Annotated in this window: 30 protein-coding genes; 15 read left to right on the top strand and 15 right to left on the bottom strand. The window is 54.6% G+C overall.

What is annotated here, in order from left to right:
- The first annotated feature begins 45 nt into the window (after window positions 1-45).
- The gene (locus tag QLG09_RS10850) at window positions 46-273 is read left to right on the top strand and encodes a YceK/YidQ family lipoprotein (protein WP_020884695.1); all 228 of its coding nucleotides are present in this window, start codon (window positions 46-48) and stop codon (window positions 271-273) included.
- 6 nt (window positions 274-279) lie between these two features.
- Here QLG09_RS10850 and QLG09_RS10845 read toward each other — a convergent pair whose 3' ends face one another.
- The 3 genes from QLG09_RS10845 to QLG09_RS10835 form a co-directional block, all read right to left on the bottom strand.
- Window positions 280-654: a MysB family protein gene (locus QLG09_RS10845; protein ID WP_020884694.1), complete on the bottom strand. Its 375-nt coding sequence runs from the start codon at window positions 652-654 to the stop codon at window positions 280-282.
- Window positions 655-738: 84 nt separating this feature from the next.
- Entirely contained in the window at window positions 739-1,968 is a 1,230-nt protein-coding gene (gene mdtG / locus QLG09_RS10840) for a multidrug efflux MFS transporter MdtG (protein WP_032681267.1), read from the bottom strand.
- 141 nt (window positions 1,969-2,109) lie between these two features.
- Window positions 2,110-3,036: a Kdo(2)-lipid IV(A) acyltransferase gene (locus QLG09_RS10835; RefSeq protein ID WP_014169534.1), complete on the bottom strand. Its 927-nt coding sequence runs from the start codon at window positions 3,034-3,036 to the stop codon at window positions 2,110-2,112.
- Window positions 3,037-3,258: 222 nt separating this feature from the next.
- Here QLG09_RS10835 and QLG09_RS10830 point away from each other — a divergent pair, with 222 nt between their 5' ends.
- On the top strand, window positions 3,259-4,308 hold the full coding sequence (locus QLG09_RS10830) for a rhodanese-related sulfurtransferase (RefSeq protein WP_020884692.1): 1,050 nt from the start codon (window positions 3,259-3,261) through the stop codon (window positions 4,306-4,308).
- A 41-nt stretch (window positions 4,309-4,349) separates the two neighbouring features.
- Here the strand turns inward: QLG09_RS10830 and QLG09_RS10825 are convergent, their stop codons facing one another.
- The 9 genes from QLG09_RS10825 to mdtH form a co-directional block, all read right to left on the bottom strand.
- Complete coding sequence (locus tag QLG09_RS10825; RefSeq protein WP_020884691.1) at window positions 4,350-4,928, bottom strand: YceI family protein; 579 nt, start codon at window positions 4,926-4,928, stop codon at window positions 4,350-4,352.
- 1 nt (window position 4,929) lies between these two features.
- The gene (locus QLG09_RS10820; protein ID WP_044867769.1) at window positions 4,930-5,496 is read right to left on the bottom strand and encodes a cytochrome b; all 567 of its coding nucleotides are present in this window, start codon (window positions 5,494-5,496) and stop codon (window positions 4,930-4,932) included.
- A gap of 228 nt (window positions 5,497-5,724) precedes the next feature.
- Complete coding sequence (locus QLG09_RS10815) at window positions 5,725-5,838, bottom strand: DUF2770 family protein (protein ID WP_032670549.1); 114 nt, start codon at window positions 5,836-5,838, stop codon at window positions 5,725-5,727.
- A 59-nt stretch (window positions 5,839-5,897) separates the two neighbouring features.
- Complete coding sequence (gene solA / locus QLG09_RS10810) at window positions 5,898-7,016, bottom strand: N-methyl-L-tryptophan oxidase (protein WP_049022472.1); 1,119 nt, start codon at window positions 7,014-7,016, stop codon at window positions 5,898-5,900.
- 116 nt (window positions 7,017-7,132) lie between these two features.
- The gene (gene bssS / locus QLG09_RS10805; RefSeq protein ID WP_008500827.1) at window positions 7,133-7,387 is read right to left on the bottom strand and encodes a biofilm formation regulator BssS; all 255 of its coding nucleotides are present in this window, start codon (window positions 7,385-7,387) and stop codon (window positions 7,133-7,135) included.
- Between the two features lie 272 nt (window positions 7,388-7,659).
- On the bottom strand, window positions 7,660-7,905 hold the full coding sequence (gene dinI, locus QLG09_RS10800; protein WP_020884687.1) for a DNA damage-inducible protein I: 246 nt from the start codon (window positions 7,903-7,905) through the stop codon (window positions 7,660-7,662).
- A gap of 74 nt (window positions 7,906-7,979) precedes the next feature.
- On the bottom strand, window positions 7,980-9,026 hold the full coding sequence (pyrC, locus tag QLG09_RS10795) for a dihydroorotase (protein ID WP_049022473.1): 1,047 nt from the start codon (window positions 9,024-9,026) through the stop codon (window positions 7,980-7,982).
- A 126-nt stretch (window positions 9,027-9,152) separates the two neighbouring features.
- Window positions 9,153-9,713, bottom strand: coding sequence for a lipoprotein (locus QLG09_RS10790; protein WP_020884685.1), 561 nt, complete (start codon window positions 9,711-9,713; stop codon window positions 9,153-9,155).
- 124 nt (window positions 9,714-9,837) lie between these two features.
- Window positions 9,838-11,046, bottom strand: coding sequence for a multidrug efflux MFS transporter MdtH (gene mdtH / locus QLG09_RS10785; protein ID WP_014169547.1), 1,209 nt, complete (start codon window positions 11,044-11,046; stop codon window positions 9,838-9,840).
- 236 nt (window positions 11,047-11,282) lie between these two features.
- Here mdtH and rimJ point away from each other — a divergent pair, with 236 nt between their 5' ends.
- The 4 genes from rimJ to murJ all read left to right on the top strand — a co-directional run bounded on the left by rimJ (window position 11,283) and on the right by murJ (window position 15,180).
- On the top strand, window positions 11,283-11,867 hold the full coding sequence (gene rimJ / locus QLG09_RS10780) for a ribosomal protein S5-alanine N-acetyltransferase (protein ID WP_013097146.1): 585 nt from the start codon (window positions 11,283-11,285) through the stop codon (window positions 11,865-11,867).
- A gap of 9 nt (window positions 11,868-11,876) precedes the next feature.
- Window positions 11,877-12,527 carry a YceH family protein gene (locus QLG09_RS10775; RefSeq protein ID WP_020884684.1) on the top strand — a complete coding sequence of 217 codons (651 nt, stop codon included), beginning with the start codon at window positions 11,877-11,879 and terminating at the stop codon, window positions 12,525-12,527.
- A gap of 2 nt (window positions 12,528-12,529) precedes the next feature.
- Window positions 12,530-13,453, top strand: a complete 924-nt coding sequence (locus QLG09_RS10770) for a Gfo/Idh/MocA family oxidoreductase (RefSeq protein WP_020884683.1) — start codon at window positions 12,530-12,532, stop codon at window positions 13,451-13,453.
- A gap of 191 nt (window positions 13,454-13,644) precedes the next feature.
- Window positions 13,645-15,180: a murein biosynthesis integral membrane protein MurJ gene (gene murJ / locus QLG09_RS10765; protein ID WP_049022475.1), complete on the top strand. Its 1,536-nt coding sequence runs from the start codon at window positions 13,645-13,647 to the stop codon at window positions 15,178-15,180.
- 59 nt (window positions 15,181-15,239) lie between these two features.
- On the opposite strand, the gene flgN is transcribed toward murJ, so the two are convergent.
- The 3 genes from flgN to flgA form a co-directional block, all read right to left on the bottom strand.
- On the bottom strand, window positions 15,240-15,665 hold the full coding sequence (gene flgN, locus QLG09_RS10760; RefSeq protein ID WP_025204463.1) for a flagella biosynthesis chaperone FlgN: 426 nt from the start codon (window positions 15,663-15,665) through the stop codon (window positions 15,240-15,242).
- Between the two features lie 4 nt (window positions 15,666-15,669).
- Complete coding sequence (gene flgM, locus QLG09_RS10755) at window positions 15,670-15,963, bottom strand: flagellar biosynthesis anti-sigma factor FlgM (RefSeq protein ID WP_014169554.1); 294 nt, start codon at window positions 15,961-15,963, stop codon at window positions 15,670-15,672.
- Window positions 15,964-16,056: 93 nt separating this feature from the next.
- A complete protein-coding gene (gene flgA / locus QLG09_RS10750) occupies window positions 16,057-16,716 on the bottom strand; it encodes a flagellar basal body P-ring formation chaperone FlgA (protein WP_020884679.1) in 660 nt (219 codons plus the stop codon).
- Between the two features lie 157 nt (window positions 16,717-16,873).
- Here flgA and flgB point away from each other — a divergent pair, with 157 nt between their 5' ends.
- From flgB to flgJ, 9 genes are read left to right on the top strand one after another with little or no spacing between them, the layout of a single operon-like run.
- Window positions 16,874-17,290: a flagellar basal body rod protein FlgB gene (gene flgB / locus QLG09_RS10745; protein WP_282488901.1), complete on the top strand. Its 417-nt coding sequence runs from the start codon at window positions 16,874-16,876 to the stop codon at window positions 17,288-17,290.
- 3 nt (window positions 17,291-17,293) lie between these two features.
- Window positions 17,294-17,698, top strand: coding sequence for a flagellar basal body rod protein FlgC (gene flgC / locus QLG09_RS10740; protein ID WP_013097138.1), 405 nt, complete (start codon window positions 17,294-17,296; stop codon window positions 17,696-17,698).
- Between the two features lie 11 nt (window positions 17,699-17,709).
- Entirely contained in the window at window positions 17,710-18,420 is a 711-nt protein-coding gene (gene flgD / locus QLG09_RS10735; protein WP_020884678.1) for a flagellar hook assembly protein FlgD, read from the top strand.
- A 26-nt stretch (window positions 18,421-18,446) separates the two neighbouring features.
- Window positions 18,447-19,655, top strand: a complete 1,209-nt coding sequence (gene flgE, locus QLG09_RS10730; RefSeq protein ID WP_014169558.1) for a flagellar hook protein FlgE — start codon at window positions 18,447-18,449, stop codon at window positions 19,653-19,655.
- 20 nt (window positions 19,656-19,675) lie between these two features.
- Window positions 19,676-20,431: a flagellar basal body rod protein FlgF gene (locus tag QLG09_RS10725; RefSeq protein WP_014169559.1), complete on the top strand. Its 756-nt coding sequence runs from the start codon at window positions 19,676-19,678 to the stop codon at window positions 20,429-20,431.
- An 11-nt stretch (window positions 20,432-20,442) separates the two neighbouring features.
- Window positions 20,443-21,225 carry a flagellar basal-body rod protein FlgG gene (gene flgG / locus QLG09_RS10720; RefSeq protein WP_008500810.1) on the top strand — a complete coding sequence of 261 codons (783 nt, stop codon included), beginning with the start codon at window positions 20,443-20,445 and terminating at the stop codon, window positions 21,223-21,225.
- Between the two features lie 57 nt (window positions 21,226-21,282).
- Window positions 21,283-21,981 (top strand): flagellar basal body L-ring protein FlgH, encoded by a 699-nt coding sequence (gene flgH, locus QLG09_RS10715; protein WP_023311139.1) that lies wholly within the window; start codon window positions 21,283-21,285, stop codon window positions 21,979-21,981.
- A 12-nt stretch (window positions 21,982-21,993) separates the two neighbouring features.
- The gene (locus QLG09_RS10710; RefSeq protein ID WP_014169561.1) at window positions 21,994-23,091 is read left to right on the top strand and encodes a flagellar basal body P-ring protein FlgI; all 1,098 of its coding nucleotides are present in this window, start codon (window positions 21,994-21,996) and stop codon (window positions 23,089-23,091) included.
- Window positions 23,091-24,044, top strand: coding sequence for a flagellar assembly peptidoglycan hydrolase FlgJ (gene flgJ, locus QLG09_RS10705; protein WP_063214591.1), 954 nt, complete (start codon window positions 23,091-23,093; stop codon window positions 24,042-24,044). The genes QLG09_RS10710 and flgJ overlap by 1 nt, the downstream gene beginning before the upstream one ends.
- The last annotated feature ends 67 nt before the right edge of the window (window positions 24,045-24,111 follow it).

Below are 24,111 nucleotides of genomic sequence, written 5' to 3'. Positions count from 1 at the left end.
ATAAAAATACCGGCTGAAAAGCCGGTATTTTTTTAGAGGTCATTGATGAAAATAATCCTCGCCGTGATGATGGCGTGTTTACTCAGCGGCTGTGGCAGCATCATCAGCCGCACCATTCCAGGGCAAGGCCACGGTAATCAGTACTACCCCGGGGTAAAATGGGATGTACGTGACTCAGCGTGGCGCTATCTCACCGTGCTCGATTTACCGTTTTCACTGGTATTCGATACGCTATTGCTGCCGATCGACGCTCAGCACGGCCCTTATGAATAGGGGAAATTAACGCTCATCCCACTCATCGGCTGCGGTCTGTCCTTCTTCCGTATCCAGCGGCGGCTCGAGCTGAAATTCGCCCTCATCCCACTCGTGCAGGGTGTTTTCTTCAAGCCATTCCTGCCGTAGTTCGATTTCGTCATAGTCGCCATCAAAGACGGCCTGCGCACCTTCTCCGCTCAGGACCGGCAAACATTCTCCTTCCTCGCCATCATCAGCAAAGAATTCGGCCTGCCACATAATATCCCCGTCCTGCAGAACGTATTTCTGGATATTAAGTTGTTGCACGTCAGCATTTTCTTCCTCAACGCCGGGATTATCGGCGAGGAACTCTTCACGAGCGGCATCAATAGCTTCTTCCAGTGTGGCGTACATGGTCATTGGTGTCTCCCTGTTTTCCTGAAGGTTTCAGGGAAAGAATAGCTGAATATCGGGTTCTGCAAGTATGAATGCAAAAATAAGCTGTCACGCGTTCGTCTTATTAACGACCGGTCGTAAAGCCCTCGATAAACTGAACCACGAATAAATCGCATTGAACAGCACCACGCCCGCGGTGACGATAAACACGGCGCGGAAACCAAAACTGGCGGAAATCCCGGCACCGACCAGCGGTCCGGTGACGTTGCCGATATCGCGAAATGACTGGTTATAGCTAAAAATGCGGCCGGCTATCTGGTTCGTTGAGTTGTAAACCAGCAGGGTCTGAACCGCAGGCAGTAACGCGCCGTCTGCCGCTCCCAGTAAGAAGCGCAGCAGGCCAAGCTGCCATGGTGCTTGTACCATCGACATCGGAATGAGGAGCAGAACGGAAATCACCAGGGCGCATATCAGGATTTTTTCCGGGCCCACGCGGTCCCCCAGTTTTCCCAGCCTCGGGGCGCTGAGCAGCGCCGCCACGCCGGGCACCGACGCGATAAGCCCGCTGATAAACGCAATATTACTGACGTCACCGGCCAGATCGCGAACGTAGAGCGTCAGAATAGGGGCAATCGACCCGGTTGCTACCTGAATAATCAGGGTCGTGACGAACAGGCTTAGCACCAGCCTGGGATTTTTAAGCGAGGTTAGCACATCCCGTGCGTGGAGCATCTCTTTTCGGGGAACCGGGGTGAAACGTTCACGGATACAGAGCAGCGTGACGATAAAGCAGAGAAATAGGACGCTGGCAGTAATGAAAAAGACCGGACGCAGGCCGTAGTTATCCGCCAGCAGTCCGCCTGCCAGCGGTCCCAGCAATGCGCCGCTCACGCCACCGGTGGAGAGCGTTCCGAGCGCCCAGCCGCTTTTGTGTCGCGGAATTTGGGTGGCGATGAGCGCATTTGCGTTGGGAATAAAGCCCCCCAGCAGACCCAGTAACGCGCGCAAAATCAGAAATTGCCAGACGTTCTGCGCAAGGCCCATCAGCGCCATGATGATGGCCATCCCCAGTGCCGAACGCAGCAGCATGATCTTTCGTCCTTTGCGATCGGCAAGGCCACCCCAGAAAGGCGAAGCAATCGCGGAAAAGAGAAAGGTGATACTGAAGACCAGGCCAGACCACATATTGAGCGCACTGTGACCGGTGACGCCAAGTTGTTCAACGTAAAGCGGCAGGAAGGGCATCACCAGGCTAAACGCCGCACCGGTGAGAAAACAGCCAAGCCACGCAACCGTGAGGTTACGCTTCCAGTTTATGGGGGCATCTGAGGGTGACATAACAATCCGCATAATGAGGTGCAGAGCACCATAGGCCTGAAGTAATAAGCCTGCTAAGTATGCGCCTGGGTTATGATCGCTGCAATGCGGAGGCGCTTTTAAAGCTAAATGAGCGTGCGGCCCTGATGGCCGCACGGAAAATTAATAGCGCGACGGCATACCCTCTGGCCGCGTTTTGAAGCGACGATGGAGCCACATATACTGCTCCGGCGCGAGCATGATGCATTTCTCAACCACTCTGTTCATCCAGCGAGCGGTCGTTTCCGCATCGTCCAGCGGCGGCGCGAGTTCCGGCTCGAGCATCATTAACTCGTAGCCTGAGCCATCCGGCTTGCGACGCGGGACAAACGGGACGATTGCGGCTTTGGACATTTTCGCCAGCATCCAGGTACCGGTGGTTGTGGCCGCCTCTTCAACGGCGAAGAACGGGACAAATACGCTGGATTGTGGGCCATAATCGTGGTCAGGGGCATACCAGATCACTTCACCTGATTTCAGCGCGCGGATCATCCCCTTCAGGTCTTTACGGTCGATCATACTTTTGTTGGAGCGCATACGGCCGTTGGTCTGGATTAAATCGATCACCGGGTTATCGTTAGGGCGATAAACACCAATACCGGGTGCCTGCATGCCAAACATACGCGCACCGATCTCCAGCGTCAGAAAATGCACGCCAATCAGCAGTACGCCTGTCTTATTGGCCTGAAGCGTATGCACAGGCTCCATACCCGTCCCAGTGACTTCACTCCAGCGGGCCATCCGTTTGTCTGGCCAGAACCACGCCATACCGGTTTCCATCAGCCCCATGCCAACGGATTCGAAATTCCTGGTAACCATCTCATGACGTTCCGCCTCGCTCATCTGCGGGAAGCACAGCTCAAGGTTGCGGTAGGCAATCCTGGCGCGGCGTTTCATGAATTTTTGACCAATACGGCCCACACATTTGCCCACACGGAAAATCACAGGGTAAGGGAGTTGGACCATCAGCCATAAAAAACCAATGCCAAGCCAGGTCAACCAATAGCGGGGATGCAAAAGGGCGACAGTAAATTTCGGTAACTGGGTCATGTCTTTCCTGTGTTCTAACGTCCTGTTTAGCTATTGTCTCATTTTTTGAGGCGTAGCCAAAATGTCTGTCTTCGAAACGTGTACGAATGCAGCAATTGTTAAGTCTGACTAACTAGGGTGTGTGAAATGTAGCGTAAATTGTGTGGATGTAAATTGTCATTGTTTGCTATATGATGCCGACCGATTTTTCATTCTCTCTAACGATTGCAGGACTTGTACACCATGCCAGTGTTACACAACCGCGTTTCGAATGAGATGTTAAAGGCGCGTATGTTGGCTGAAACCGAACCGCGCACGACAATCTCATTCTACAAATACTTCACCATCAACGATCCACAAGCGACCCGCGATGCGCTTTATCAGGCCTTCACGACGCTGAATGTTTTCGGGCGCGTCTATCTTGCCCGTGAAGGCATCAATGCTCAGATCAGCGTACCGGAAAGCAAAGTAAACGCCTTCCGCGACCTGCTTTACGGGTTCGATCCGGCTCTCAACGGTGTACGCCTGAACATTGCCCTGGATGATGACGGTAAATCATTCTGGGTACTGCGCATGAAAGTGCGTGAACGCATTGTCGCGGACGGTATTGACGATCCGGCGTTTAACGCCGCTGATGTTGGGGAATACCTGAAAGCGGCGGAAGTGAATGCGATGCTGGACGATCCGGATGCGGTGTTCATCGATATGCGTAACCACTATGAGTATGAAGTGGGGCATTTCGAAAACGCGATGGAAATTCCGGCTGATACCTTCCGCGAGCAACTGCCAAAAGCGGTTGAGATGATGCAGGAACATAAAGATAAAAAAATCGTGATGTACTGCACCGGCGGGATCCGCTGTGAGAAGGCCAGTGCCTGGATGAAGCACAACGGGTTTAATAAGGTCTGGCACATTGAAGGCGGCATTATTGAGTACGCCCGCCGTGCCCGTGAGCAGGGTTTACCGGTGCGTTTTATCGGTAAAAACTTTGTCTTTGACGAACGAATGGGCGAGCGTATTTCAGAGGATGTGATTGCCCACTGTCACCAGTGCGGTACGCCGTGTGATACCCATACCAACTGCAAAAATGACGGATGTCATTTGCTGTTTATTCAGTGTCCGGCCTGCGCCGAGAAATTTAACGGATGCTGCAGCGAACTGTGCAGTGAAGAGAGTATGCTGCCGGAAGAGGAACAGCGCCGTCGTCGTGCAGGACGGGAAAACGGTAACAAGATTTTTAATAAATCCCGTGGCCGTCTGAACACCAAACTGGGTATTCCCGACCCTGAATAAGGCTGATGCCCGGCAGTGTGAAAGCCTGCCGGGCGTCGTTATTAAGACTTCTGCTGAACGCCTTCAACGGAAATAATCAGTTCGACATCCTGAGAAGCCGGGCCCAAATCGGTAGTAATATTAAAGTCTTTCAGGTGAATTTTACCTGCGGCTTCAAATCCGGCACGTTTACCCCCCCACGGATCGTCACCCTGGCCCATTAATTTTGCATTCAGCGTAACCGGTTTTGTCACGCCGTTGAGCGTCAGGTTGCCGGTAATATCCAGCTTATCGCCATCTTTTTTCACTTCCGTGGAGGTGAAGGTGGCCTGTGGGAATTTAGACACGTTCAGGAATTCCGCACTGCGCAAATGTTTATCGCGTTCTGCATGATTGGTGTCGACGCTGTTGGTATTAATGGTCACGTTGACTTTATCGGCGGCAGGATTTTTTTCGTCAAAGCTGAATGTGCCGTCAAAATCATTAAAGGTGCCATACAGCCAGCTATACCCGAGATGCTGAATACGGAAATTGACGAAAGCATGTTGGCCCTCTTTATCAATTTTATAGTCAGCAGCAACGGCTGAGCCGGTGGTAAATAACAGAGAACCCAGTGCGATACCCAGCAGGTGTTTTTTCATTTTAAGCTCCAGAGTCAACTGACGAGCGGCCAAGCATGCGCTTTAGCGTATCGTCTTTATCGATGAAATGATGTTTAAGGGCGGCAAGCCCGTGCAGCACGGACAGGATAACCACGCTCCATGCCAGCCAGAGGTGAATTACCCCGGCAATATCGGCCTGTGATCCTGCATCGGCAAGCGTTGCCGGGACATCAAAAATGCCAAAAAAGCTTATTGGCTTACCCTCTGCTGTCGAGATGAGATAGCCGCTGATCAGAAGCGCGAAGAGCAGCGCATAAAGCGTAATATGCGCGGCAACAGCGCTGATACGGGTAAATTTACTGTGGGTCTTTGGCGCGGCAGGCGGGGGTGAAATGTGTCGCCAGATCACGCGAATAACCAGCCCCATCATCAGCAGTACGCCGATGCTCTTATGCAGCTCCGGGGCCTGGTGATACCAGCCATCGTAATAGCTGAGCGTCACCATCCAGAGGCCAAGTCCGAACATGGCATAGACCGCAATAGCAAATATCCAGTGCAAGCTTATGGATATTATTCCATAGCGCCGGGAGGTGTTACGCAATTGCATCAGGATTACCATTATCAAATAAACAGAGCAGTAAAAATGAACGGGAAGGAATGATATTGCAACTGAAATAAGTCGATATTGATTTTTATTTTATTTATTTCAGCGGTTTTGAAAATGATCCGCAAAGGTAATTCAATGTCTTCGTGCAAGACTTAACAAAGGGCTAATTGAGGAATTGTTCTAACTTAAGTAAATATAAAGTAATGTCAATAAATGTCAGGCAGACTTTCAGTAAAATACAATGTAAATAAAATCAATGATGGCCAGCAGCGCCCACAATAAGATATAGAGCATCAAATGCTCACGAATATTATTGATGAGAAAACCCACAACTTTGCGCATAGCGCCCCGCAAACCGTAACAAGAGAACGGGCTCCGGAACGTCCGAAGCCCGTGGTGGATTATCCGTTAAAACGTGAAAGAGAGAAGGGCGTCAGATCAAACTGCGGTGTAATACCCTGGGCAAACTGCGCGGCAATTTCACCCAGCACCGACGCGAACTTAAAGCCGTGACCGCTCAGACCGGTGATGAGCAATGTGTTCTCATGCCCGGGCAGCGTATCGATAATAAAGTCTTCATCCGGCGTGTTGTCGTAGGTACATGCCGCGCCATAGAGTAAGCCACCGACGCCCGGCAAAATATTTCGCAGGAACGAGAAGGCTTCAGAGCCATCCTGTGGGTAGGCGCCAAACGGTTTACGTTCTTCAGGAGAGGAGATAATTTGTCCCCCATTGTGTTTCCCGATTTTGAGCGCGTCTTTATCCGAAGGGAAGCCGTAGAACTGATCGCCGTTGGGTAACTCGCCGGTGAACGCCGGGAATTTATTCTGCGTACTGTAACGGCCATCAGACTGGAACCAGGAGAAGACCTTGCGCACCGGCTGTACGGGCAGGTCTGGCAGCAGACGGGTTACCCAGGTACCTGCACTGATGAGCAATCGGGAGGCCGTGTACTCTCCGTCCAGGGTTGTCACCGTGACGCCGTCAGCGTCATGTTTAATGGCCTCGACCGGGCAATTGAAAAGCTGGGCGCAGCCTGCTTTCGCGGCCAGCGCTATCCAGGTTTTTATTGCTGTTTCGCAATGCAACACCCCAGAATGGGCTTCAAAGAGACCAACATAATCGTCCGGGACGGTGATTTCCGGCCAGCGTGACATGATCCCCGCCGCGTCGAGCTTCTCAACGTCCAGGTTGAATGTCTTCGCGCTGCGTTCGACGCTGGCGAGAAAATCAGAGTGGGCAGGACCAAGGTTAATGATACCCGTGCGTTCGAAAATGCGTTCCTCAGTCTGTTTAGCCAGTTCGTCCCAGAGCGCTTGCGCGCGAAGTACCAGCGGGACATAGCGCTCGCCTTCACCATAGGCGTGACGAATGAGGCGAGTATCGCCATGATGGCTTCCCTCTGAATGAGGGGGAAGATGGGCATCTATCATCAGAACCTTGAGGCCAGCCTGGGTGGCATAATATCCGGCGGCAGAACCAACGGAGCCGCTACCAATAATAATCAGATCATATTTCATGGGCATCTCTTAAACTAACGCTTTGTTAGCAGAGTAATTAACATCGGGGGCTTATACAAGGGAGAAATAAATAAGGCACCCCGAGGGTGCCTGTAGAGTGAAAAGTGGGCTAAACGCTAATGCCGTTTATACTCATTTTCCTGGTAGTCGCCAGATTCTATTTTTGCGATGCCTGCTTCCAAAATAGAAATAAACTGACGGGCGACGTCTGTCGTAAGCCACAGCGTCTGTCCAACTTCCGCTTCTTCACGGTTCAGCTGATTTGGGGTCTGGTAGTGCAAACGCAGCATCAGTGCATCGTAGCTGTCTACGGTACTGATATCCCAGCCAACGAGTGGGTGGGTCTGGATGACTTCGCTATTCTTTTCCATTATAACCCCCATAATGCGTGTTAGAAGACAACGACTTCGAGGTTCAATGCATGTTTTTCTGAAGCAACTTCAGTATACAAGTAATAAGGGTTCCTAAGGGAAAAATAAACAGCTAGCAACACATTTTTCTGCTTTTTAGGATTGTTCGAACAATAAAACACCATGTTGTTCACGATTTTTAAAGAAGTTGCCGAATTAATTTGAACTTTCTGGATTTTCAGGCGAAAAAAAGCCGGGGCGACCCGGCAAAAAAACACAATGAGGGAGCAGTGTTAATCTGTGATGAACCAGTCGTCGGCGCTTTCCCACGTTTCCTGCAGGATTTCGGTGATACGCGCTTTATCTTCTTTCGCGCCGCCAATGACGGAGAGGTTGTTTGCGGCCGCGTAACGCACCGTTACGGCACCGTCGTTTTCGGGAAAGGTGTTGTTAATACGACGGGATAATTCGCCTGCAAGCGCATCAAGCGCGCCAGCAGGCAGAACGGTAGTTTTGGCTATGGTGACTTCAATACGCATAAATGCCCCCTGTGTAATATACTGTTTATTTATACAGGTATATTATCGGTTTGACAACAAGGGGCACTGATTTTTTAGCGTTTTACCGTCCAGCGAACGGTTTCACCTGCCAGGAATGGGATCAGCGTGTCATCGGTCAGTGGAATGGCTTCCTCAACCTGGCTCTCTTTACGTTCCAGCTCAATGAAGGTCTCATTGACCGGCAGCCCATAAAAACGGGGGCCATTGAGTGAGCAGAACGCCTCGAAATGCGGCAGGGCATTCATCTCTTCAAACACGGTTGCATAGCTGGCGAGAGCGGTTGGGGCATTAAAGCAGCCCGCACAGCCGCAGCTTGCTTCTTTGCGATGACGCGCATGAGGTGCGGAATCCGTGCCCAGAAACGCACGGGAGAAACCGCTGGCAACCAGTTCGCGCAGCGCCTGCTGGTGAATGTTACGCTTGAGGATCGGCAGGCAGTACAGATGCGGACGTATACCGCCAACCAGCATGTGGTTACGGTTAAACATCAAATGCTGTGGCGTGATGGTGGCGGCGATAAGCTCGTTACCGTCGCGTACATACTCAGCGGCATCTTTGGTGGTGATGTGCTCGAAGACCACTTTGAGCGCGGGAAGGCGCTGACGCAGGGGCTCCATCACGGTGTCGATAAAACGGGCTTCACGGTCAAAGATGTCGATCTCGGCATGCGTGACTTCACCGTGAACCAGCAGCGGCATACCCAGTTTCTGCATGCGCTCCAGCACCGGCATGATGGCATCAATGCTGGTAACGCCGTGGCTGGAGTTGGTGGTGGCATTGGCCGGGTAAAGTTTCGCAGCGGTGAATACGCCTTCGTTAAACCCGCGCTCCACTTCGTTTGGATCCAGGGAATCGGTCAGGTAGCAGGTCATCAGCGGGGTGAAATCATGGCCCGCCGGAACGGCATTTAAAATGCGCTGGCGATACGCCATTGCGGCATCGACGGTGGTGACTGGTGGCACCAGGTTAGGCATGACAATCGCGCGGCCATAAATTTCGCTGGTATAAGGCACGACGGTTTTGAGCATATCGCCATCGCGCAGATGAATATGCCAGTCGTCAGGGCGGCGGATTTTAAGAACCTGGGGTTGTGCAGTCATGGAAGCTCCGGCTTGTCAGGAATCAGTCATTCGGATGGCTGTTTTTGCCGGACACAAATCATAAGCGGAAACGTTTTCGTTTGCACACTTTTCCGTAAAAAAAAGGGCGCCTCGGCGCCCTACGGATTAATCAGTGAAGGGAATAATGATTTCTCCCGGTTTCACCTCTATCCCTTTAGCATACTTTTTCGCAAGCGCTTCACCCTTGCTCTTGTCTTCACTTAAGACATAGGCTGGCTGCTGATTAAAATAGTTACGCAGCGACTGATTCAGATAAGGCATCAGGGTTTGCAGCACAGATTTCATCTTGTCCGGCGTGACTTCCGCATCGACAACTTCCATCTCCTGCAGGTAAATAGCCCCTTTCTCTTTGTTAAAGACCGGCAGCGCTTTCAGCTTCAGCTTGATATTGGCTTTCTGGTTGCCGAAGAGGGAGGTCATATCGAGGTTTGCATCCCCGTTCAGCGTCACTTTGTTTGGCTCTTCACGTCCTATCTGGCTGGTCAGGTTACTGAGGACGATATGCGCATCTGCAAGCCCGGGCACGCCGATGTCTTTTGAAAAGTTGTTATGTTTTTCCAGCGCCTGATTAATTTCCTGTTCACTGACGGTGTATTGCGTAAGCTGGTTACAGCCCACCAGCAGACCGCTGACAATGAATGCAGCGGCAATGACAATTTTCTTCATAGTGTTCCTCAACGAAAAATCGGCGCTTCTGTCCTGTTACGTCAGTATGTCAGTGTGAAATGGCAGAAACCAGCAGAAAAAACTGAGAAGTGAGGCGGGAGGGACCTCCCGCCAGAGGGAAGGGCTACGCGCCCGGTTCGAGCATGCCGCTTGCGCTGCGCTTCTGGCTGAACTGCCACCAGAGGGCCAGCAGCGTCATAAAGCCCACCGCGCCGAGCATCATCCACGGCAGTTCCGGTTGATTCAGCGCTTTGCCTGCATCAAACAGCCAGCCGCCGCCGGCGTAACCCAAAGCCCCACCAAAGGCCAGACCGAGTCGGCTGAACCCCATATAGCTGCCGCGGGCACGCGCATCTGCAAGCGAGGCGCTCAGCGTCTCACGAGCCGGCTCGGCGATGATAGAGCCGATATAGAAGGTGCAAATCAGCGTAAACAGCTGCTGGAGAGAATTCACCAGACCGATGGGCATCATGCTCAGTGTCATTAAAAACAGCCCGGCCATCAGACGATGCTCCAGGCGAAAACGCCGTTCGCTCCAGCGGGCAATCGGATAGAGCAGCGTCAGCGAAAGCGCGGCTTCGATGGCGTACATCCATTTCACGGCGGCCGGGGTTCCTGCAATATCATTCACCATGATAGGCAGCATCAGCATCACCTGCACGGCAAGCATGTAGTAACCCGTCAGGGTCAATACGTAGGTGACAAAACGTTTGTCGTGCAGGACGCGGCCCAGCCCTTCGCGTACCGGCGCTTTCACCGTCGACAATTTCCATGCTGGCAGATACAGGCCATTAAAGAGGGCGCACAGAATAAAGAGCACCGCGCCAGCCGCGCAGACCAGACGGAAATCGTACTGCAGCAACCAGCTCCCCAGAAGCGCGCCAATTACCGCGCCCGCGCTGTCCTGCATCATCAAAATCGAGAAGAAACGTCCGCGGTGCTGCGGGCGAATTAACTTCACCACCAGCGCGGTACGCGGCGGGTCAAACAGGGTTCCGCCGATCCCGGAGAGAAAGCAGGAGAACCACAGAAGCCAGGGCTCATGGGCAACCGCCATGGTGGCAAAGCCTGCCGCACGCAGCAGCATACCGGTCACAATCATCGGTTTCGCGCCAAAGCGGTCAGCAATGGCACCGCCAAACACCCCAAGGCCTTGCTGGACAAACTGGCGTAAACCCAGCGCGATGCCAACCATCAGCGCCGCCCAGCCCATCTGATCGACAAAGCGGATCGAGATAAGAGGAAACACGACAAAAAAGCCGAGCACGACCAGCATGTTATCGACTAGCAGGAAATATTTACCCAGGCTCCTCGCCTGTGATACGCGGGACATTTTCCCTCCAGGGAAAACAGGATGGTGAGCACGCTAACATTCTGCGGGGTTACTGCGCGTTTTCCCACCCCTGGGCGTGACAATATTTTTTTATCAAAAGAGCGCTTTGATAGAGAGTTCTCATCGAAAAATGTGAAAAGAGGTCAAAATGGTATGTCACTGTTTTCACAGACGGCGCAGGCACAGGTATAGTAAAGCTAATGGGTCAGCAGAAGTGACGGGAAGGAGTGGTATCGATGTTTGGCTATCGCAGTAATGTGCCAAAAGTGCGTCTGACAACGGACAGGCTGGTCGTTCGTCTGGTGCATGAGCGTGATGCCTGGCGTCTGGCGGATTATTACGCCGAGAATCGCCAGTTTTTAAAACCCTGGGAACCCGTTCGGGATGAGAGCCATTGTTACCCATCCGGCTGGCAGGCGCGCCTCAGTATGATTGCGGAATTTCATAAGCAGGGAAGTGCGTTTTATTTTGCGCTGCTGGATCCCGAAGAAAAAGAGATCATTGGCATCGCCAATTTTTCAAACGTCGTGCGCGGATCGTTTCACGCCTGCTACCTCGGCTACTCCATCGGTCAGAAATGGCAGGGGCAGGGGCTGATGTATGAAGCATTAACGGTGGCGATCCGTTATATGCAACGCACGCAACATATCCATCGTATTATGGCTAACTATATGCCGCATAATCAGCGCAGCGGTAATTTGCTGGCGCGTTTAGGGTTTGAGAAAGAGGGTTACGCCAAAGACTATCTGCTGATCGATGGAGAATGGCGCGACCATGTCCTCACGGCATTAACCACCCGGGACTGGACAGCGGGTCGCTAAGGAGAAGAGATGAAATATCAGTTAAGCGGTGCAGAAGCGCGCGTCGTCGGATGCCTGCTGGAAAAACAGGTCACGACGCCGGAGCAATATCCGCTCTCTGTCAACGCCGTCATGATGGCCTGCAACCAAAAGACCAACCGCGAGCCGGTAATGAACCTCAGCGAGCATGACGTTCAGGATGTGCTGGATGAACTGGTGAAACGCCATTATCTGCGCACCGTCAGCGGCTTCGGAAACCGCGTCACCAAGTACGAACAACGTTTTTGTAATTCCGAATTCGGCGACCTGAAGTTGAGCGCCGCGGAAGTGGCGGTGATCACGACCCTTTTACTGCGCGGGGCACAAACTCCCGGCGAGCTGCGCACGCGGGCTTCCCGTATGCATGAGTTTGCGGATATGCAGGAAGTGGAACAAACCCTGGAAGGGCTTGCAACCCGCGAGGATGGCCCTTACGTGGTGCGTCTGGCACGCGAACCGGGCAAGCGTGAGAGCCGCTATATGCATCTCTTCAGTGGCGAGGTGGATACCGCGACGCTGGCAACGGAACAAGAGTCCACTGTTGTCAGCGGCAGCCTGACGGCGCGCGTGGACGCGCTGGAAGAGGAGGTCGCTGGGCTGAAGCAGCGCCTGGACGCACTGCTGGCACATTTGGGAGATTAACAGTGAAAAAATTACGTGTAGGCGTGGTGGGGCTTGGCGGTATTGCGCAGAAAGCCTGGTTACCGGTATTAGGCGCGGCAACGGACTGGACGCTTCAGGGCGCGTGGTCACCTACCCGCGAGAAGGCTGAACGCATCTGCGCAACCTGGCGGATACCATACGCCGCTTCGCTGTCGGATCTTGCCCGCGAGTGCGACGCGGTATTTGTGCATACCTCAACGGCAACGCACTATCAGGTGGTCAGCGAACTGCTGAATGCCGGTGTTCACGTCTGTGTGGATAAGCCCCTGGCGGAGAACGTTCAGGATGCCGAGCGACTGATAGAGCTGGCGGCACGCAAGAACCTGACGCTGATGGTGGGCTTTAACCGCCGCTTCGCTCCGCTTTATCAGCAGCTGAAGTCACAGCCGGGCGCGCTGGCCTCCCTGAGGATGGATAAACACCGTACCGACAGCGTCGGGCCAAACGATCTGCGCTTTACGCTTCTCGATGATTATCTGCACGTGGTGGACACGGCGCTCTGGCTGACAAACGGCCAGGCTCAGCTGAAAAGCGGGACCCTGATGACCAACGATCTGGGCGAGATGGTCTACGCCGAGCACCACTTTGCGCTGGAACATCTGCAGGTGACCACCAGCATGCATCGTCGTGCGGGCAGTCAGCGGGAGTTTGTCCAGGCCGTCACTGACGGTGCGCTGTATGACATCACCGACATGCGGGAGTGGCGTGAAGAGAAAGGCAACGGTGTGGTCACGCTTCCGGCGCCGGGCTGGCAGAGCACTCTGGAGCAACGCGGCTTCGCGGGATGCGCCCGTCACTTCATTAGCTGCGTGCAAAATCAGACGGTTCCGGAAACCGCCGGTGAACAGGCCATCATGGCGCAACGCATCGTGGAACGGCTCTGGCGAGAGGCCATGAGTGAATAACCCTCTGTAACATCTGCCGATAGTAATTCCCTTAAATCCGGGTAGACTAAGCGCCGATTGTTGGTTTCGCCGGGAGGCTTTTCGCCTACCCGGCCTGCAAATCCGAAGGCCTGCGCAAGCGCAACGCCGTCGGGCATTCATTACGCCTGCTCTGCAGGCGTTTTGCCGTATGGTTGTGGAAATTCACATTAATGAACTTATTAAAATCGCTGGCAGCCGTCAGCTCGATGACCATGTTTTCTCGCGTACTGGGTTTTGCGCGCGATGCCATTGTGGCAAGGGTTTTTGGTGCTGGGATGGCAACGGACGCCTTTTTCGTCGCGTTCAAACTGCCGAATTTATTGCGCCGTATTTTTGCTGAGGGGGCTTTCTCGCAGGCCTTCGTTCCAATTCTGGCGGAATATAAAAGCAAGCAGGGCGAAGATGCTACGCGGGTGTTTGTCGCCTACGTCTCCGGGCTGCTGACGCTGGCGCTGGCTATTGTGACAGTTCTGGGGATGCTGGCTGCGCCCTGGGTGATTATGGTGACCGCGCCGGGGTTTGCCGACACCGCTGATAAATTTGCGCTCACCACCCAGCTGCTGCGCATTACCTTTCCTTATATCCTGTTGATCTCACTGGCCTCGCTGGTGGGGGCAATCCTCAATACCTGGAACCGCTTCTCCGTTCCGGCGTTTGCGCCGACGTTTTTGAATGTCAGCATGATTGGCTTTGCCCTGTTTGCCGCACCGCATTTCAACCCGCCGGTACTGGCGCTGGCCTGGGCGGTGACCGTGGGTGGCGTCCTGCAGCTGGCATATCAGCTGCCGCATCTGAAGAAAATTGGCATGCTGGTTCTGCCGCGCATTAATTTCCGTGATGCCGGCGCAATGCGCGTCATGAAGCAGATGGGACCTGCAATCCTCGGGGTTTCTGTCAGCCAGATCTCACTTATCATCAATACCATCTTTGCCTCTTTCCTGGTGTCCGGTTCGGTCTCCTGGATGTACTACGCTGATCGTCTGATGGAGTTTCCTTCTGGCGTACTGGGCGTCGCGCTGGGGACGATTCTGCTGCCGTCGCTCTCTAAAAGCTTTGCCAGCGGCAACCATGATGAGTATTGCCGCCTGATGGACTGGGGCTTACGCCTCTGTTTCCTGCTGGCACTGCCAAGCGCGGTGGCGCTGGGGATCCTCGCGAAACCGCTGACCGTCTCGCTGTTCCAGTACGGTAAATTTTCAGCCCATGATGCGTCCATGACTCAGCAGGCGCTGGTGGCGTACTCGGTGGGATTGATGGGGCTGATTGTTGTTAAAGTGCTGGCGCCAGGGTTCTACTCCCGTCAGAACATTAAAACCCCGGTGAAGATTGCCCTGGTGACGCTGGTGATGACCCAGTTGATGAACCTGGCGTTTATTGGCCCGCTGAAGCACGCGGGTCTGGCTCTGTCTATTGGTCTGGCGGCCTGTCTGAATGCCGGGCTGTTGTACTGGCAGCTGCGTAAGCAGGATATCTTCACGCCGCAGCCGGGCTGGGCGAGTTTCCTTGTGCGACTGGTTATCGCGGTGCTGGTGATGGCAGCGGCGTTGCTCGGCATGCTGCACGTGATGCCGGAGTGGTCGCTCGGCACCATGCCTTATCGTCTGCTGCGACTGATGGCCGTGGTGGGTGTTGGGGTTGTGGCTTACTTTGCCACCCTCGCCGTGTTGGGTTTCAAAGTGAAAGAGTTTGCCCGCCGTACGGCATAAACGCCAAAAGGGGAGTTCACCTTATGGTGCTCCCCACTGCTTGATTTGTCGCTTATGCTTCAAATCGAAATCTTTTTCCCGCCCGTAATACGTGCCGTTGCTGTCTGACCATCCGCACCGTACAGCCCGGTTTCTTTATGCGGTTTTAACACCTCAAGCGCTTGCTGATTACGCTCTATCTGACCTTCAAGCAGCCAGCCGTTATGCTGGTTAAGATCGCGAAGATGCTGGGTTTTTTCTGTAATAGTCTGCCAGCGCTCAACGATATCGTCGTTAGCACTGCGCTTAGGATCCTGCTCAGCGCGACGTTGCTGCTCAAGGTAATCCAGCGTCGCCAGAAGCGAGCTTTTGTCTTCAGTAATACGCTGCAACGCGCTGCCGTTGATGTGACCGGAAGAGAGGTGCTGTTGCTCAGCGTCCATTACCGTTTTCAGGTCGTTCAGGACAACCGTCATTTGATCCAGTATTTCTGACAGTCGACTCATACGGTTAGTTACTCTGTAAGAAACTCTGCGCTTCCTGAATCAGGGCGTCAGCAATTTTGCTGGTGTCCATTTTCAGCTCGCCGTTACGAATAGCCGTTTTCAGCGCTTCAACACGTTCCATGTTGATATCGTTGCCGCCTGGCTGCATCAGTTTTGCCTGGGCATCGCTCAGGGTTACGCTGGTGCTGTTAGACGTTGACGGTTTTTCCAGACGCGTTTTCTGCGGCGTAGCGTCATTCGTTTCGCGAGGTTGTACAGCGCTTACCGGCTTCAGGGCTGATGTACGATCAATGCTCATAGTGTTGTCCTCATCGAGGGTTCGCGGCGTTGGCGCCTGACATCATCAATAGTTGAATATTTATCGGCAGCTGCAGCGAAATCTTTAAAAAGATTATAGGTTAATCAGAATATTCCCATCAGAATCGACGGTTCCGCTAACCACCTGCCCTGAAGACATTCTGACGCGGGCATTTTGCGCCACCGCGGCATTGTTTAACGCTTTCCCTTCACTGTTGATACTGAAGCCATCTCCATTGGCCACCACCATCACCTGTTGACCCGCCTTGACGCGCCACGCCTGGCGCAGCATAGACAGCTGTATCGGCTGGCCCGGTGCGACATCACGCAGGCTGACGGCGTCCTGCGCCTGGTTAATTTCAAGCATTGTCCGTGGCGGCAGCTGATCCAGACGGCCGCGTTTCAACGTCACGCTGTTGGCCTGCAGTGCGGTACCCCGGGCAATGGGGACAGCGGCGACAACATAATTGCCTGTCGCCTGGACTGCAACCTGTAAATACCGTTTTTCGTTGGCGCAGCGTGCCAGCACGTTCACGTTCCCCCACAGTCTGGTGGTGCCGGTCACGGTAAATGACGGCTGCTCACAGGAGGGATACAGATTTGGTGGCGTGCGTACCGTGACGACAACTTCATCGCTAAAGCCCGCCAGCTTCTGGGCAAAAAAGGTGTTTAGCTGATCCTGTAAACCATCCGCCTGCACCAGGGGGCTAAAAAGCAAGAAAGTTGCCATCAGGCCACGTTTTAACGTTTGCATCGCAAGTTCCACCGTTTCCAGAATTGAGTGAATTCTACCTGCAGTGGTTTTTCATCAACGCAATAAATAGCGACGCATTTTGCGCTTATTCCGTCGATAAGGCGGATGGGTTGAGATTTAAGCTGTGAACTGAAATTTTGCCATCAGCGGAGGAGACATGCTCGATAAACTCGACGCCGCGTTACGTTTTCAGCAGGAAGCGCTCAATTTAAGTGCCCAGCGGCAGGAAATTTTAGCCGCCAATATCGCTAACGCCGATACGCCAGGGTATCAGGCGCGCGATATTGATTTTTCCAGTGAGCTTAAAAAAGTGATGGAGCGTGGACGCGCAGAAGGGAGCGGTGTCGCGCTCGCGCTGACCTCCTCACGTCATATTCCCGCTCAGACGATGACTGCACCAACGACCGATTTGCTTTATCGCATTCCCGACCAGCCTTCACTCGACGGTAACACCGTGGACATGGACCGGGAGCGTACACAGTTTGCCGATAACAGCCTGAAATACCAGACAGGCCTGACCGTTCTCGGCGGACAAATCAAAGGCATGATGAACGTCCTGCAGGGGGGCAACTGATAAATGGCCTTGCTGAATATTTTTGATATCGCCGGCTCGGCGCTTACCGCGCAGTCCAAACGTCTGAACGTAGCCGCCAGTAACCTGGCGAACGCCGACAGCGTGACCGGACCAGACGGTCAGCCTTATCGTGCGAAACAGGTCGTCTTTCAGGTCGATGCGGCGCCAGGCGCGGCCACCGGCGGTGTGAAAGTCTCTGATGTGGTTGAGAGCCAGGCACCGGACAAGCTGGTGTATGAGCCTGGCAACCCGCTGGCGGATGCGAACGGTTACGTAAAAATGCCTAACGTGGATGTGGTGGGTGAGATGGTGAACTCCATGTCGGCGTCACGCAGTTACCAGGCAAACGTCGAAGTGCTTAATACCGTGAAGAGCATGATGCTCAAAACACTCACTCTCGGCCAGTAAAGGAGACATGCATGTCCATCGCCGTAAATGTGAATGATCCCACGAACTCAGGTGTTAATGGCGCCAAAAGTTCGACGGGTTCCAACGCCCTGACGGGCAGTAACGCGTCCGATCTGCAGAGCAGCTTTCTGACGCTGCTGGTGGCGCAGCTGAAGAACCAGGATCCCACCAATCCGATGCAGAACAACGAGCTGACCACGCAACTGGCGCAGATCAGTACCGTCAGCGGCATTGAAAAACTCAACACCACCCTTGGCTCCGTTTCCGGTCAGATTGACAACAGCCAGTCTCTGCAGGCTGCGAATCTGATTGGTCATGGGGTGATGATCCCGGGGACCACGATCCTTGCCGGCACCAGCACTACCGAGGGGACGTCAACCACGACCACCACGCCGTTTGGCGTTGAGCTGCAGCAGCCGGCTGACAAAGTGACTGCGACGATCAGCGATGCGAGCGGGGCAGTGGTTCGCACCATTGACATTGGTGAGCTTAAGGCAGGCGTACACACCTTTACCTGGGACGGCAGCCTGACCGACGGCACGAAAGCACCAAACGGTTCTTACAAAGTGGCGATCAGCGCCAGCAACGGAACCACCCAACTGGTGGCGCAGCCACTGCAGTTCGCGCTGGTTCAGGGCGTGATTAAAGGCGCCGGCGGTAACAAACTGGATTTGGGTACCTCGGGTACCACCACGCTCGACGAAGTTCGGCAGATTATCTAAGCCTTAACACTTATCAGGAGTAAGTCATGGCCTTTTCTCAAGCGGTCAGCGGCCTGAATGCTGCGGCCACCAACCTGGATGTCATTGGCAACAACATCGCCAACTCCGCGACCTATGGTTTTAAATCCGGTTCTGCCTCATTTGCAGATATGTTTGCCGGTTCCAAAGTGGGTCTGGGCGTGAAAGTTGCGGGCATCACTCAGGACTTTACCGACGGTACGACGACCAACACCGGTCGTGGTCTGGACGTCGCCATCAGCCAGAACGGTTTCTTCCGTATGGTCGATTCCAACGGCTCTGTGTTCTACAGCCGTAACGGTCAGTTCAAACTGGACGAAAACCGTAACCTGGTGAACATGCAGGGTCTGCAATTAACCGGTTATCCTGTTGCGGGTACCCCACCAACGGTTCAGACCGGCGCTAACCCGCAGGCGATCAATATCCCAACGACCTTGATGGCGGCGAAATCCACCACCACCGCGTCCCAGCAGATCAACCTGAACTCTACTGACACCGCGCCAACCACGGCCTTTGATCCGACCAACCCTGACAGCTACAACAAAAAAGGGACGGTGACGGTCTTTGACAGCCAGGGTAATGCGCACAACATGAACCTGTTTTACGTTAAAGACGCGACTCCGGCAAACTCCTGGAAAGTCTATGCCCAGGACGGCAGCGTTGCAGGAAGCACGCCATCCCTGGCGACCACGCTGACCTTCAACACCAGCGGCGTACTGACCGGCGGCGGCAGCATCAATATCACTACCGGCACCGTTCCAGGTGCAACGCCAGCCACGTTTGCGATGAGCTTCGCCAATTCCATGCAGCAGAACACCGGCGCCAATAACATCGTGGCAACCAACCAGAACGGTTACAAACCGGGTGACCTGGTGAGCTACCAGATCAACGACGACGGCACCGTGGTGGGTAACTACTCCAACGAACAGACCCAGGCCCTGGGCCAGATCGTGCTGGCTAACTTCGCCAACAACGAAGGTCTGAAGTCTGAAGGCGATAACGTCTGGTCTGCCACCCAGTCTTCCGGCGTGGCGCTGCTGGGTACCGCGGGCTCCGGTAACTTCGGTACGCTGACCAACGGTGCGCTGGAGGCGTCTAACGTGGATCTGAGTAAAGAACTGGTGAACATGATCGTCGCGCAACGTAACTATCAGTCGAACGCGCAGACCATCAAAACCCAGGATCAGATCCTCAACACGCTGGTTAACCTGCGTTAAGCGGCTGACAGGAAAGCGCAATGGATCACGCAATATATACCGCGATGGGCGCGGCAAGCCAGACGCTCAATCAGCAGGCTGTTACTGCCAGCAACCTGGCAAACGCCTCTACACCGGGCTTTCGTGCGCAGCTTAATGCGCTGCGTGCGGTCCCGGTGGAAGGGCTCTCCCTGCCGACGCGTACGCTGGTCACGGCCTCTACGCCGGGTGCGGATATGACGCCAGGCCAGATGGATTACACCTCACGCCCGCTGGACGTTGCCCTGCAACAGGACGGCTGGCTGGCGGTGCAGACCGCTGACGGCGGTGAAGGATATACCCGTAACGGTAACATCCAGGTGAGTGCCACGGGCCAGTTGACGATTCAGGGTCATCCGGTAATGGGTGAAGCGGGTCCGCTGACGGTGCCGGAAGGGTCTGAGCTGACTATCGCGGCCGACGGGACCATTTCGGCATTGAACCCGGGCGATCCGGCCAATACCGTTGCGCCCGTAGGGCGTCTGAAGCTGGTGAAGGCGGAAGGCAAAGAGGTGCAGCGTGGCGATGACGGGATGTTCCGTCTGACCCAGGCGACCCAGGCCACTCGGGGGGCCACGTTACAGGCCGATCCGAGCATCCGCGTGATGTCCGGCGTTCTGGAAGGCAGTAACGTCAAGCCGGTCGAAGCGATGACCGACATGATCGCCAGTGCCCGTCGTTTTGAAATGCAGATGAAGATTATCAGCAGCGTTGATGAGAACGCGGGCAAGGCTAACCAACTTCTGGCTATGAGTTAACAGGACTCCTTATGATCAGTTCTTTATGGATCGCGAAAACTGGCCTGGACGCGCAGCAAACCAACATGGATGTGATTGCCAACAACCTGGCAAACGTCAGCACCAATGGTTTCAAGCGTCAGCGTGCCGTTTTCGAAGATTTGCTTTATCAAACCATCCGCCAGCCGGGAGCGCAGTCTTCTGAACAAACGACGCTGCCATCCGGTCTGCAGATTGGTACCGGTGTTCGTCCGGTAGCCACCGAGCGTCTGCATAGCCAGGGCAACCTGTCTCAGACCAACAACAGCAAAGACGTGGCAATCAAAGGCCAGGGGTTCTTCCAGGTGCAACTGCCTGACGGAACTTCTGCCTATACCCGCGACGGATCGTTCCAGGTCGATCAGAATGGTCAGCTGGTGACGGCGGGTGGTTTCCAGGTTCAGCCTGCGATTACCATCCCGGCGAATGCCCTGAGTATTACTATCGGGCGTGACGGCGTGGTGAGTGTGACGCAGCAGGGGCAGGCCGCACCTGTTCAGGTTGGACAACTAAACCTGACCACCTTCATGAACGACACCGGTCTGGAAAGCATTGGTGAGAACCTCTACACCGAAACGCAATCTTCCGGTACGCCAAATGAAAGCACCCCGGGCCTCAACGGTGCGGGTCTGTTGTATCAGGGTTATGTGGAAACCTCGAACGTGAACGTTGCGGAAGAGCTGGTGAATATGATCCAGGTCCAGCGCGCGTATGAAATTAACAGTAAAGCAGTGTCGACGACCGACCAGATGCTGCAGAAACTGACGCAACTCTAAGGTGTAGCCCGGTGCGGTCAACGCCGCGCCGGCTCCCTGTTTTCGAAGATGAAGGCAATGCAAAAAAACGCGGCGTTTCGTTATCCGATACTGACTGTTCTGGCTGTCACCCTCAGCGGGTGTGCCTTGATCCCGTCTAAACCTTTAGTGCAGGGTGCGACTACCGCCCAACCCGTTCCTGGCCCGGCGCCAGTGGTGAACGGCTCCATTTTCCAGACCGCGCAGCCAATCAATTATGGCTATCAACCGCTGTTTGAAGATCGCCGCCCGCGTAATGTCGGCGATACGTTGACCATTGTGCTGCAGGAAAACGTCAGCGCGAGCAAGAGCTCGTCGGCGAATGCCAGCCGCGATGGCAAAACCAATTTCGGTTTCGATACCGTTCCACGCTATCTGCAGGGCCTGTTCGGCAATGCGCGTGCTGATGTCGAGGCCTCTGGCGGCAATACCTTTAACGGTAAAGGTGGCGCGAATGCCAGCAATACCTTTAGCGGCACGCTGACGGTGACGGTTGACCAGGTGCTGGTTAACGGCAATTTACACGTTGTGGGTGAAAAACAGATCGCCATCAATCAGGGCACTGAGTTCATTCGTTTCTCGGGCGTGGTTAATCCTCGCACCATCAGCGGCACCAACACCGTTCCGTCCACCCAGGTGGCGGATGCGCGCATCGAGTACGTCGGTAACGGCTACATCAATGAAGCGCAAAATATGGGTTGGCTGCAGCGTTTCTTCCTTAACTTATCGCCGATGTAAGCGAGGTGACCCATGTTTAAATCGATCTTCGCCGTGGCGCTGGCGCTGGTGGCAACGTTTGCCCAGGCTGACCGTATTCGCGATCTCACCAGCGTTCAGGGCGTACGCGAAAACTCGCTGATTGGCTATGGCCTGGTGGTGGGTCTGGACGGAACGGGCGACCAGACCACCCAAACGCCATTCACGACTCAAAGTTTGAACAACATGCTTTCCCAGCTCGGTATTACCGTCCCGGCGGGAACCAACATGCAGCTGAAAAACGTGGCCGCGGTCATGGTCACCGCCTCCTATCCGGCGTTCGCGCGCCAGGGGCAGACGATTGATGTCGTGGTCTCGTCAATGGGTAACGCCAAAAGCCTGCGTGGTGGCACGCTGCTGATGACTCCGCTGAAAGGGGTCGACAGCCAGGTTTATGCGCTGGCGCAGGGGAACATTCTGGTCGGCGGTGCCGGCGCGTCTGCGGGCGGCAGCAGTGTGCAGGTGAACCAGCTGAACGGCGGGCGTATCACCAATGGTGCGATCATTGAGCGTGAACTGCCGACCCAGTTTGGCGCAGGCAACACCATTAACCTGCAACTGAATAATGAAGACTTCACGATGGCGCAGCAGATTGCCGACACCATCAACCGTAGCCGCGGCTACGGCAGCGCCACGGCACTGGATGCCCGTACCGTGCAGATCCGCACCTCTACCGGCAGCAGCAACCAGGTCCGTATGCTGGCTGATATCCAGAATATGGAAGTGAATGTTCCGGTTCAGGATGCCAAAGTGATTATCAACTCGCGCACCGGTTCGGTCGTAATGAACCGCGAAGTGTCGCTCGACAGCTGTGCCGTGGCGCAGGGTAACCTCTCCGTGACGGTTAACCGTTCCGCCAACGTCAGTCAGCCTGATACCCCGTTCGGGGGTGGCCAGACCGTGGTGACGCCACAAACGCAGATTGATTTGCGCCAGAGCGGTGGATCGCTGCAGAGCGTACGCTCCAGCGCGAACCTCAATAGCGTGGTTCGGGCCCTGAATGCCCTGGGGGCGACGCCGATGGATCTGATGTCGATTCTGCAATCCATGCAAAGCGCGGGCTGTCTGCGCGCCAAACTGGAAATCATCTGATGCTGACCGATAGCAAGCTGTTGACCGGTGCTGCCTGGGATGCCCAGTCGCTCAACGAACTGAAAACCAAAGCAGGTAAGGATCCGGCGGCGAATATCCGCCCGGTCGCCCGCCAGGTGGAAGGGATGTTTGTACAGATGATGCTGAAAAGCATGCGTGAAACCCTGCCGAAAGACGGGATGTTCAGCAGTGATTCAACCCGTCTTTACACCAGCATGTATGACCAGCAGATTGCGCAGCAGATGACCGCCGGGAAAGGCCTCGGTCTGGCTGATATGATTGTCAAACAGACCGAAGCCGCGCAGGGCATCCAGCCGGATGATAAGCCACAGCAGGTGCCGATGAAGTTCGACCTGCAAACGGTGACCAGTTATCAGAATCAGGCCCTGACGCAGATGGTGCGCAAAGCCATACCGAAGGCCACGAGTACCAGCGATGAGCCACTTTCTGGCGACAGCAAAGACTTCCTGGCGCAGCTCTCGCTGCCGGCACGTCTTGCCAGTGAACAGAGCGGTGTGCCTCACCACCTGATCCTCGCGCAGGCGGCGCTGGAGTCCGGCTGGGGTCAGCGGCAGATCCGTAAAGAAAACGGCGATCCGAGCTTTAACATCTTCGGCGTGAAGGCCACGTCGAGCTGGAAGGGGCCGACCACCGAGATCACCACCACTGAATACGAAAACGGTGCGGCGGTGAAGGTTAAAGCCAAATTCCGCGTCTATAGCTCCTATCTGGAAGCCTTATCCGACTATGTGGGCCTGTTGAGCCGAAATCCGCGTTACACCGCCGTTACACAGGCGGCAACCGCGGAGCAGGGCGCTCAGGCACTGCAGAACGCGGGCTACGCCACCGATCCGAACTATGCGCGTAAGCTCACCAGCATGATTCAGCAGCTGAAATCGATGGGCGAGAAGGTCAGTAAAGCCTATAGCACAGATATCGAAAATCTGTTCTGAAAGTTCTCAAGTCCCGGTGGAGGCTGCCGATAACCTTCATCAGGACTCGTGTCTGAACGTATAAAAG

The organism is Enterobacter sp. V89_11 (assembly GCF_029967775.1).
In the GTDB taxonomy this organism is placed as follows: Bacteria; Pseudomonadota; Gammaproteobacteria; order Enterobacterales; family Enterobacteriaceae; genus Enterobacter; species Enterobacter ludwigii.
The sequence above is the reverse complement of the archived record's forward strand: the minus strand, read 5'-3'. Positions and strand labels throughout refer to the sequence as shown.

Coding starts and splice junctions, on each gene's coding strand:
- QLG09_RS10850 (WP_020884695.1), top strand. CDS start 46: ATGAAAATAATCCTCGCCGTGATGATGGCGTGTTTACTCAGCGGCTGT.
- QLG09_RS10845 (WP_020884694.1), bottom strand. CDS start 654: ATGACCATGTACGCCACACTGGAAGAAGCTATTGATGCCGCTCGTGAA.
- mdtG (WP_032681267.1), bottom strand. CDS start 1,968: ATGTCACCCTCAGATGCCCCCATAAACTGGAAGCGTAACCTCACGGTT.
- QLG09_RS10835 (WP_014169534.1), bottom strand. CDS start 3,036: ATGACCCAGTTACCGAAATTTACTGTCGCCCTTTTGCATCCCCGCTAT.
- QLG09_RS10830 (WP_020884692.1), top strand. CDS start 3,259: ATGCCAGTGTTACACAACCGCGTTTCGAATGAGATGTTAAAGGCGCGT.
- QLG09_RS10825 (WP_020884691.1), bottom strand. CDS start 4,928: ATGAAAAAACACCTGCTGGGTATCGCACTGGGTTCTCTGTTATTTACC.
- QLG09_RS10820 (WP_044867769.1), bottom strand. CDS start 5,496: ATGCAATTGCGTAACACCTCCCGGCGCTATGGAATAATATCCATAAGC.
- QLG09_RS10815 (WP_032670549.1), bottom strand. CDS start 5,838: ATGCGCAAAGTTGTGGGTTTTCTCATCAATAATATTCGTGAGCATTTG.
- solA (WP_049022472.1), bottom strand. CDS start 7,016: ATGAAATATGATCTGATTATTATTGGTAGCGGCTCCGTTGGTTCTGCC.
- bssS (WP_008500827.1), bottom strand. CDS start 7,387: ATGGAAAAGAATAGCGAAGTCATCCAGACCCACCCACTCGTTGGCTGG.
- dinI (WP_020884687.1), bottom strand. CDS start 7,905: ATGCGTATTGAAGTCACCATAGCCAAAACTACCGTTCTGCCTGCTGGC.
- pyrC (WP_049022473.1), bottom strand. CDS start 9,026: ATGACTGCACAACCCCAGGTTCTTAAAATCCGCCGCCCTGACGACTGG.
- QLG09_RS10790 (WP_020884685.1), bottom strand. CDS start 9,713: ATGAAGAAAATTGTCATTGCCGCTGCATTCATTGTCAGCGGTCTGCTG.
- mdtH (WP_014169547.1), bottom strand. CDS start 11,046: ATGTCCCGCGTATCACAGGCGAGGAGCCTGGGTAAATATTTCCTGCTA.
- rimJ (WP_013097146.1), top strand. CDS start 11,283: ATGTTTGGCTATCGCAGTAATGTGCCAAAAGTGCGTCTGACAACGGAC.
- QLG09_RS10775 (WP_020884684.1), top strand. CDS start 11,877: ATGAAATATCAGTTAAGCGGTGCAGAAGCGCGCGTCGTCGGATGCCTG.
- murJ (WP_049022475.1), top strand. CDS start 13,645: ATGAACTTATTAAAATCGCTGGCAGCCGTCAGCTCGATGACCATGTTT.
- flgN (WP_025204463.1), bottom strand. CDS start 15,665: ATGAGTCGACTGTCAGAAATACTGGATCAAATGACGGTTGTCCTGAAC.
- flgM (WP_014169554.1), bottom strand. CDS start 15,963: ATGAGCATTGATCGTACATCAGCCCTGAAGCCGGTAAGCGCTGTACAA.
- flgA (WP_020884679.1), bottom strand. CDS start 16,716: ATGCAAACGTTAAAACGTGGCCTGATGGCAACTTTCTTGCTTTTTAGC.
- flgB (WP_282488901.1), top strand. CDS start 16,874: ATGCTCGATAAACTCGACGCCGCGTTACGTTTTCAGCAGGAAGCGCTC.
- flgC (WP_013097138.1), top strand. CDS start 17,294: ATGGCCTTGCTGAATATTTTTGATATCGCCGGCTCGGCGCTTACCGCG.
- flgD (WP_020884678.1), top strand. CDS start 17,710: ATGTCCATCGCCGTAAATGTGAATGATCCCACGAACTCAGGTGTTAAT.
- flgE (WP_014169558.1), top strand. CDS start 18,447: ATGGCCTTTTCTCAAGCGGTCAGCGGCCTGAATGCTGCGGCCACCAAC.
- QLG09_RS10725 (WP_014169559.1), top strand. CDS start 19,676: ATGGATCACGCAATATATACCGCGATGGGCGCGGCAAGCCAGACGCTC.
- flgG (WP_008500810.1), top strand. CDS start 20,443: ATGATCAGTTCTTTATGGATCGCGAAAACTGGCCTGGACGCGCAGCAA.
- flgH (WP_023311139.1), top strand. CDS start 21,283: ATGCAAAAAAACGCGGCGTTTCGTTATCCGATACTGACTGTTCTGGCT.
- QLG09_RS10710 (WP_014169561.1), top strand. CDS start 21,994: ATGTTTAAATCGATCTTCGCCGTGGCGCTGGCGCTGGTGGCAACGTTT.
- flgJ (WP_063214591.1), top strand. CDS start 23,091: ATGCTGACCGATAGCAAGCTGTTGACCGGTGCTGCCTGGGATGCCCAG.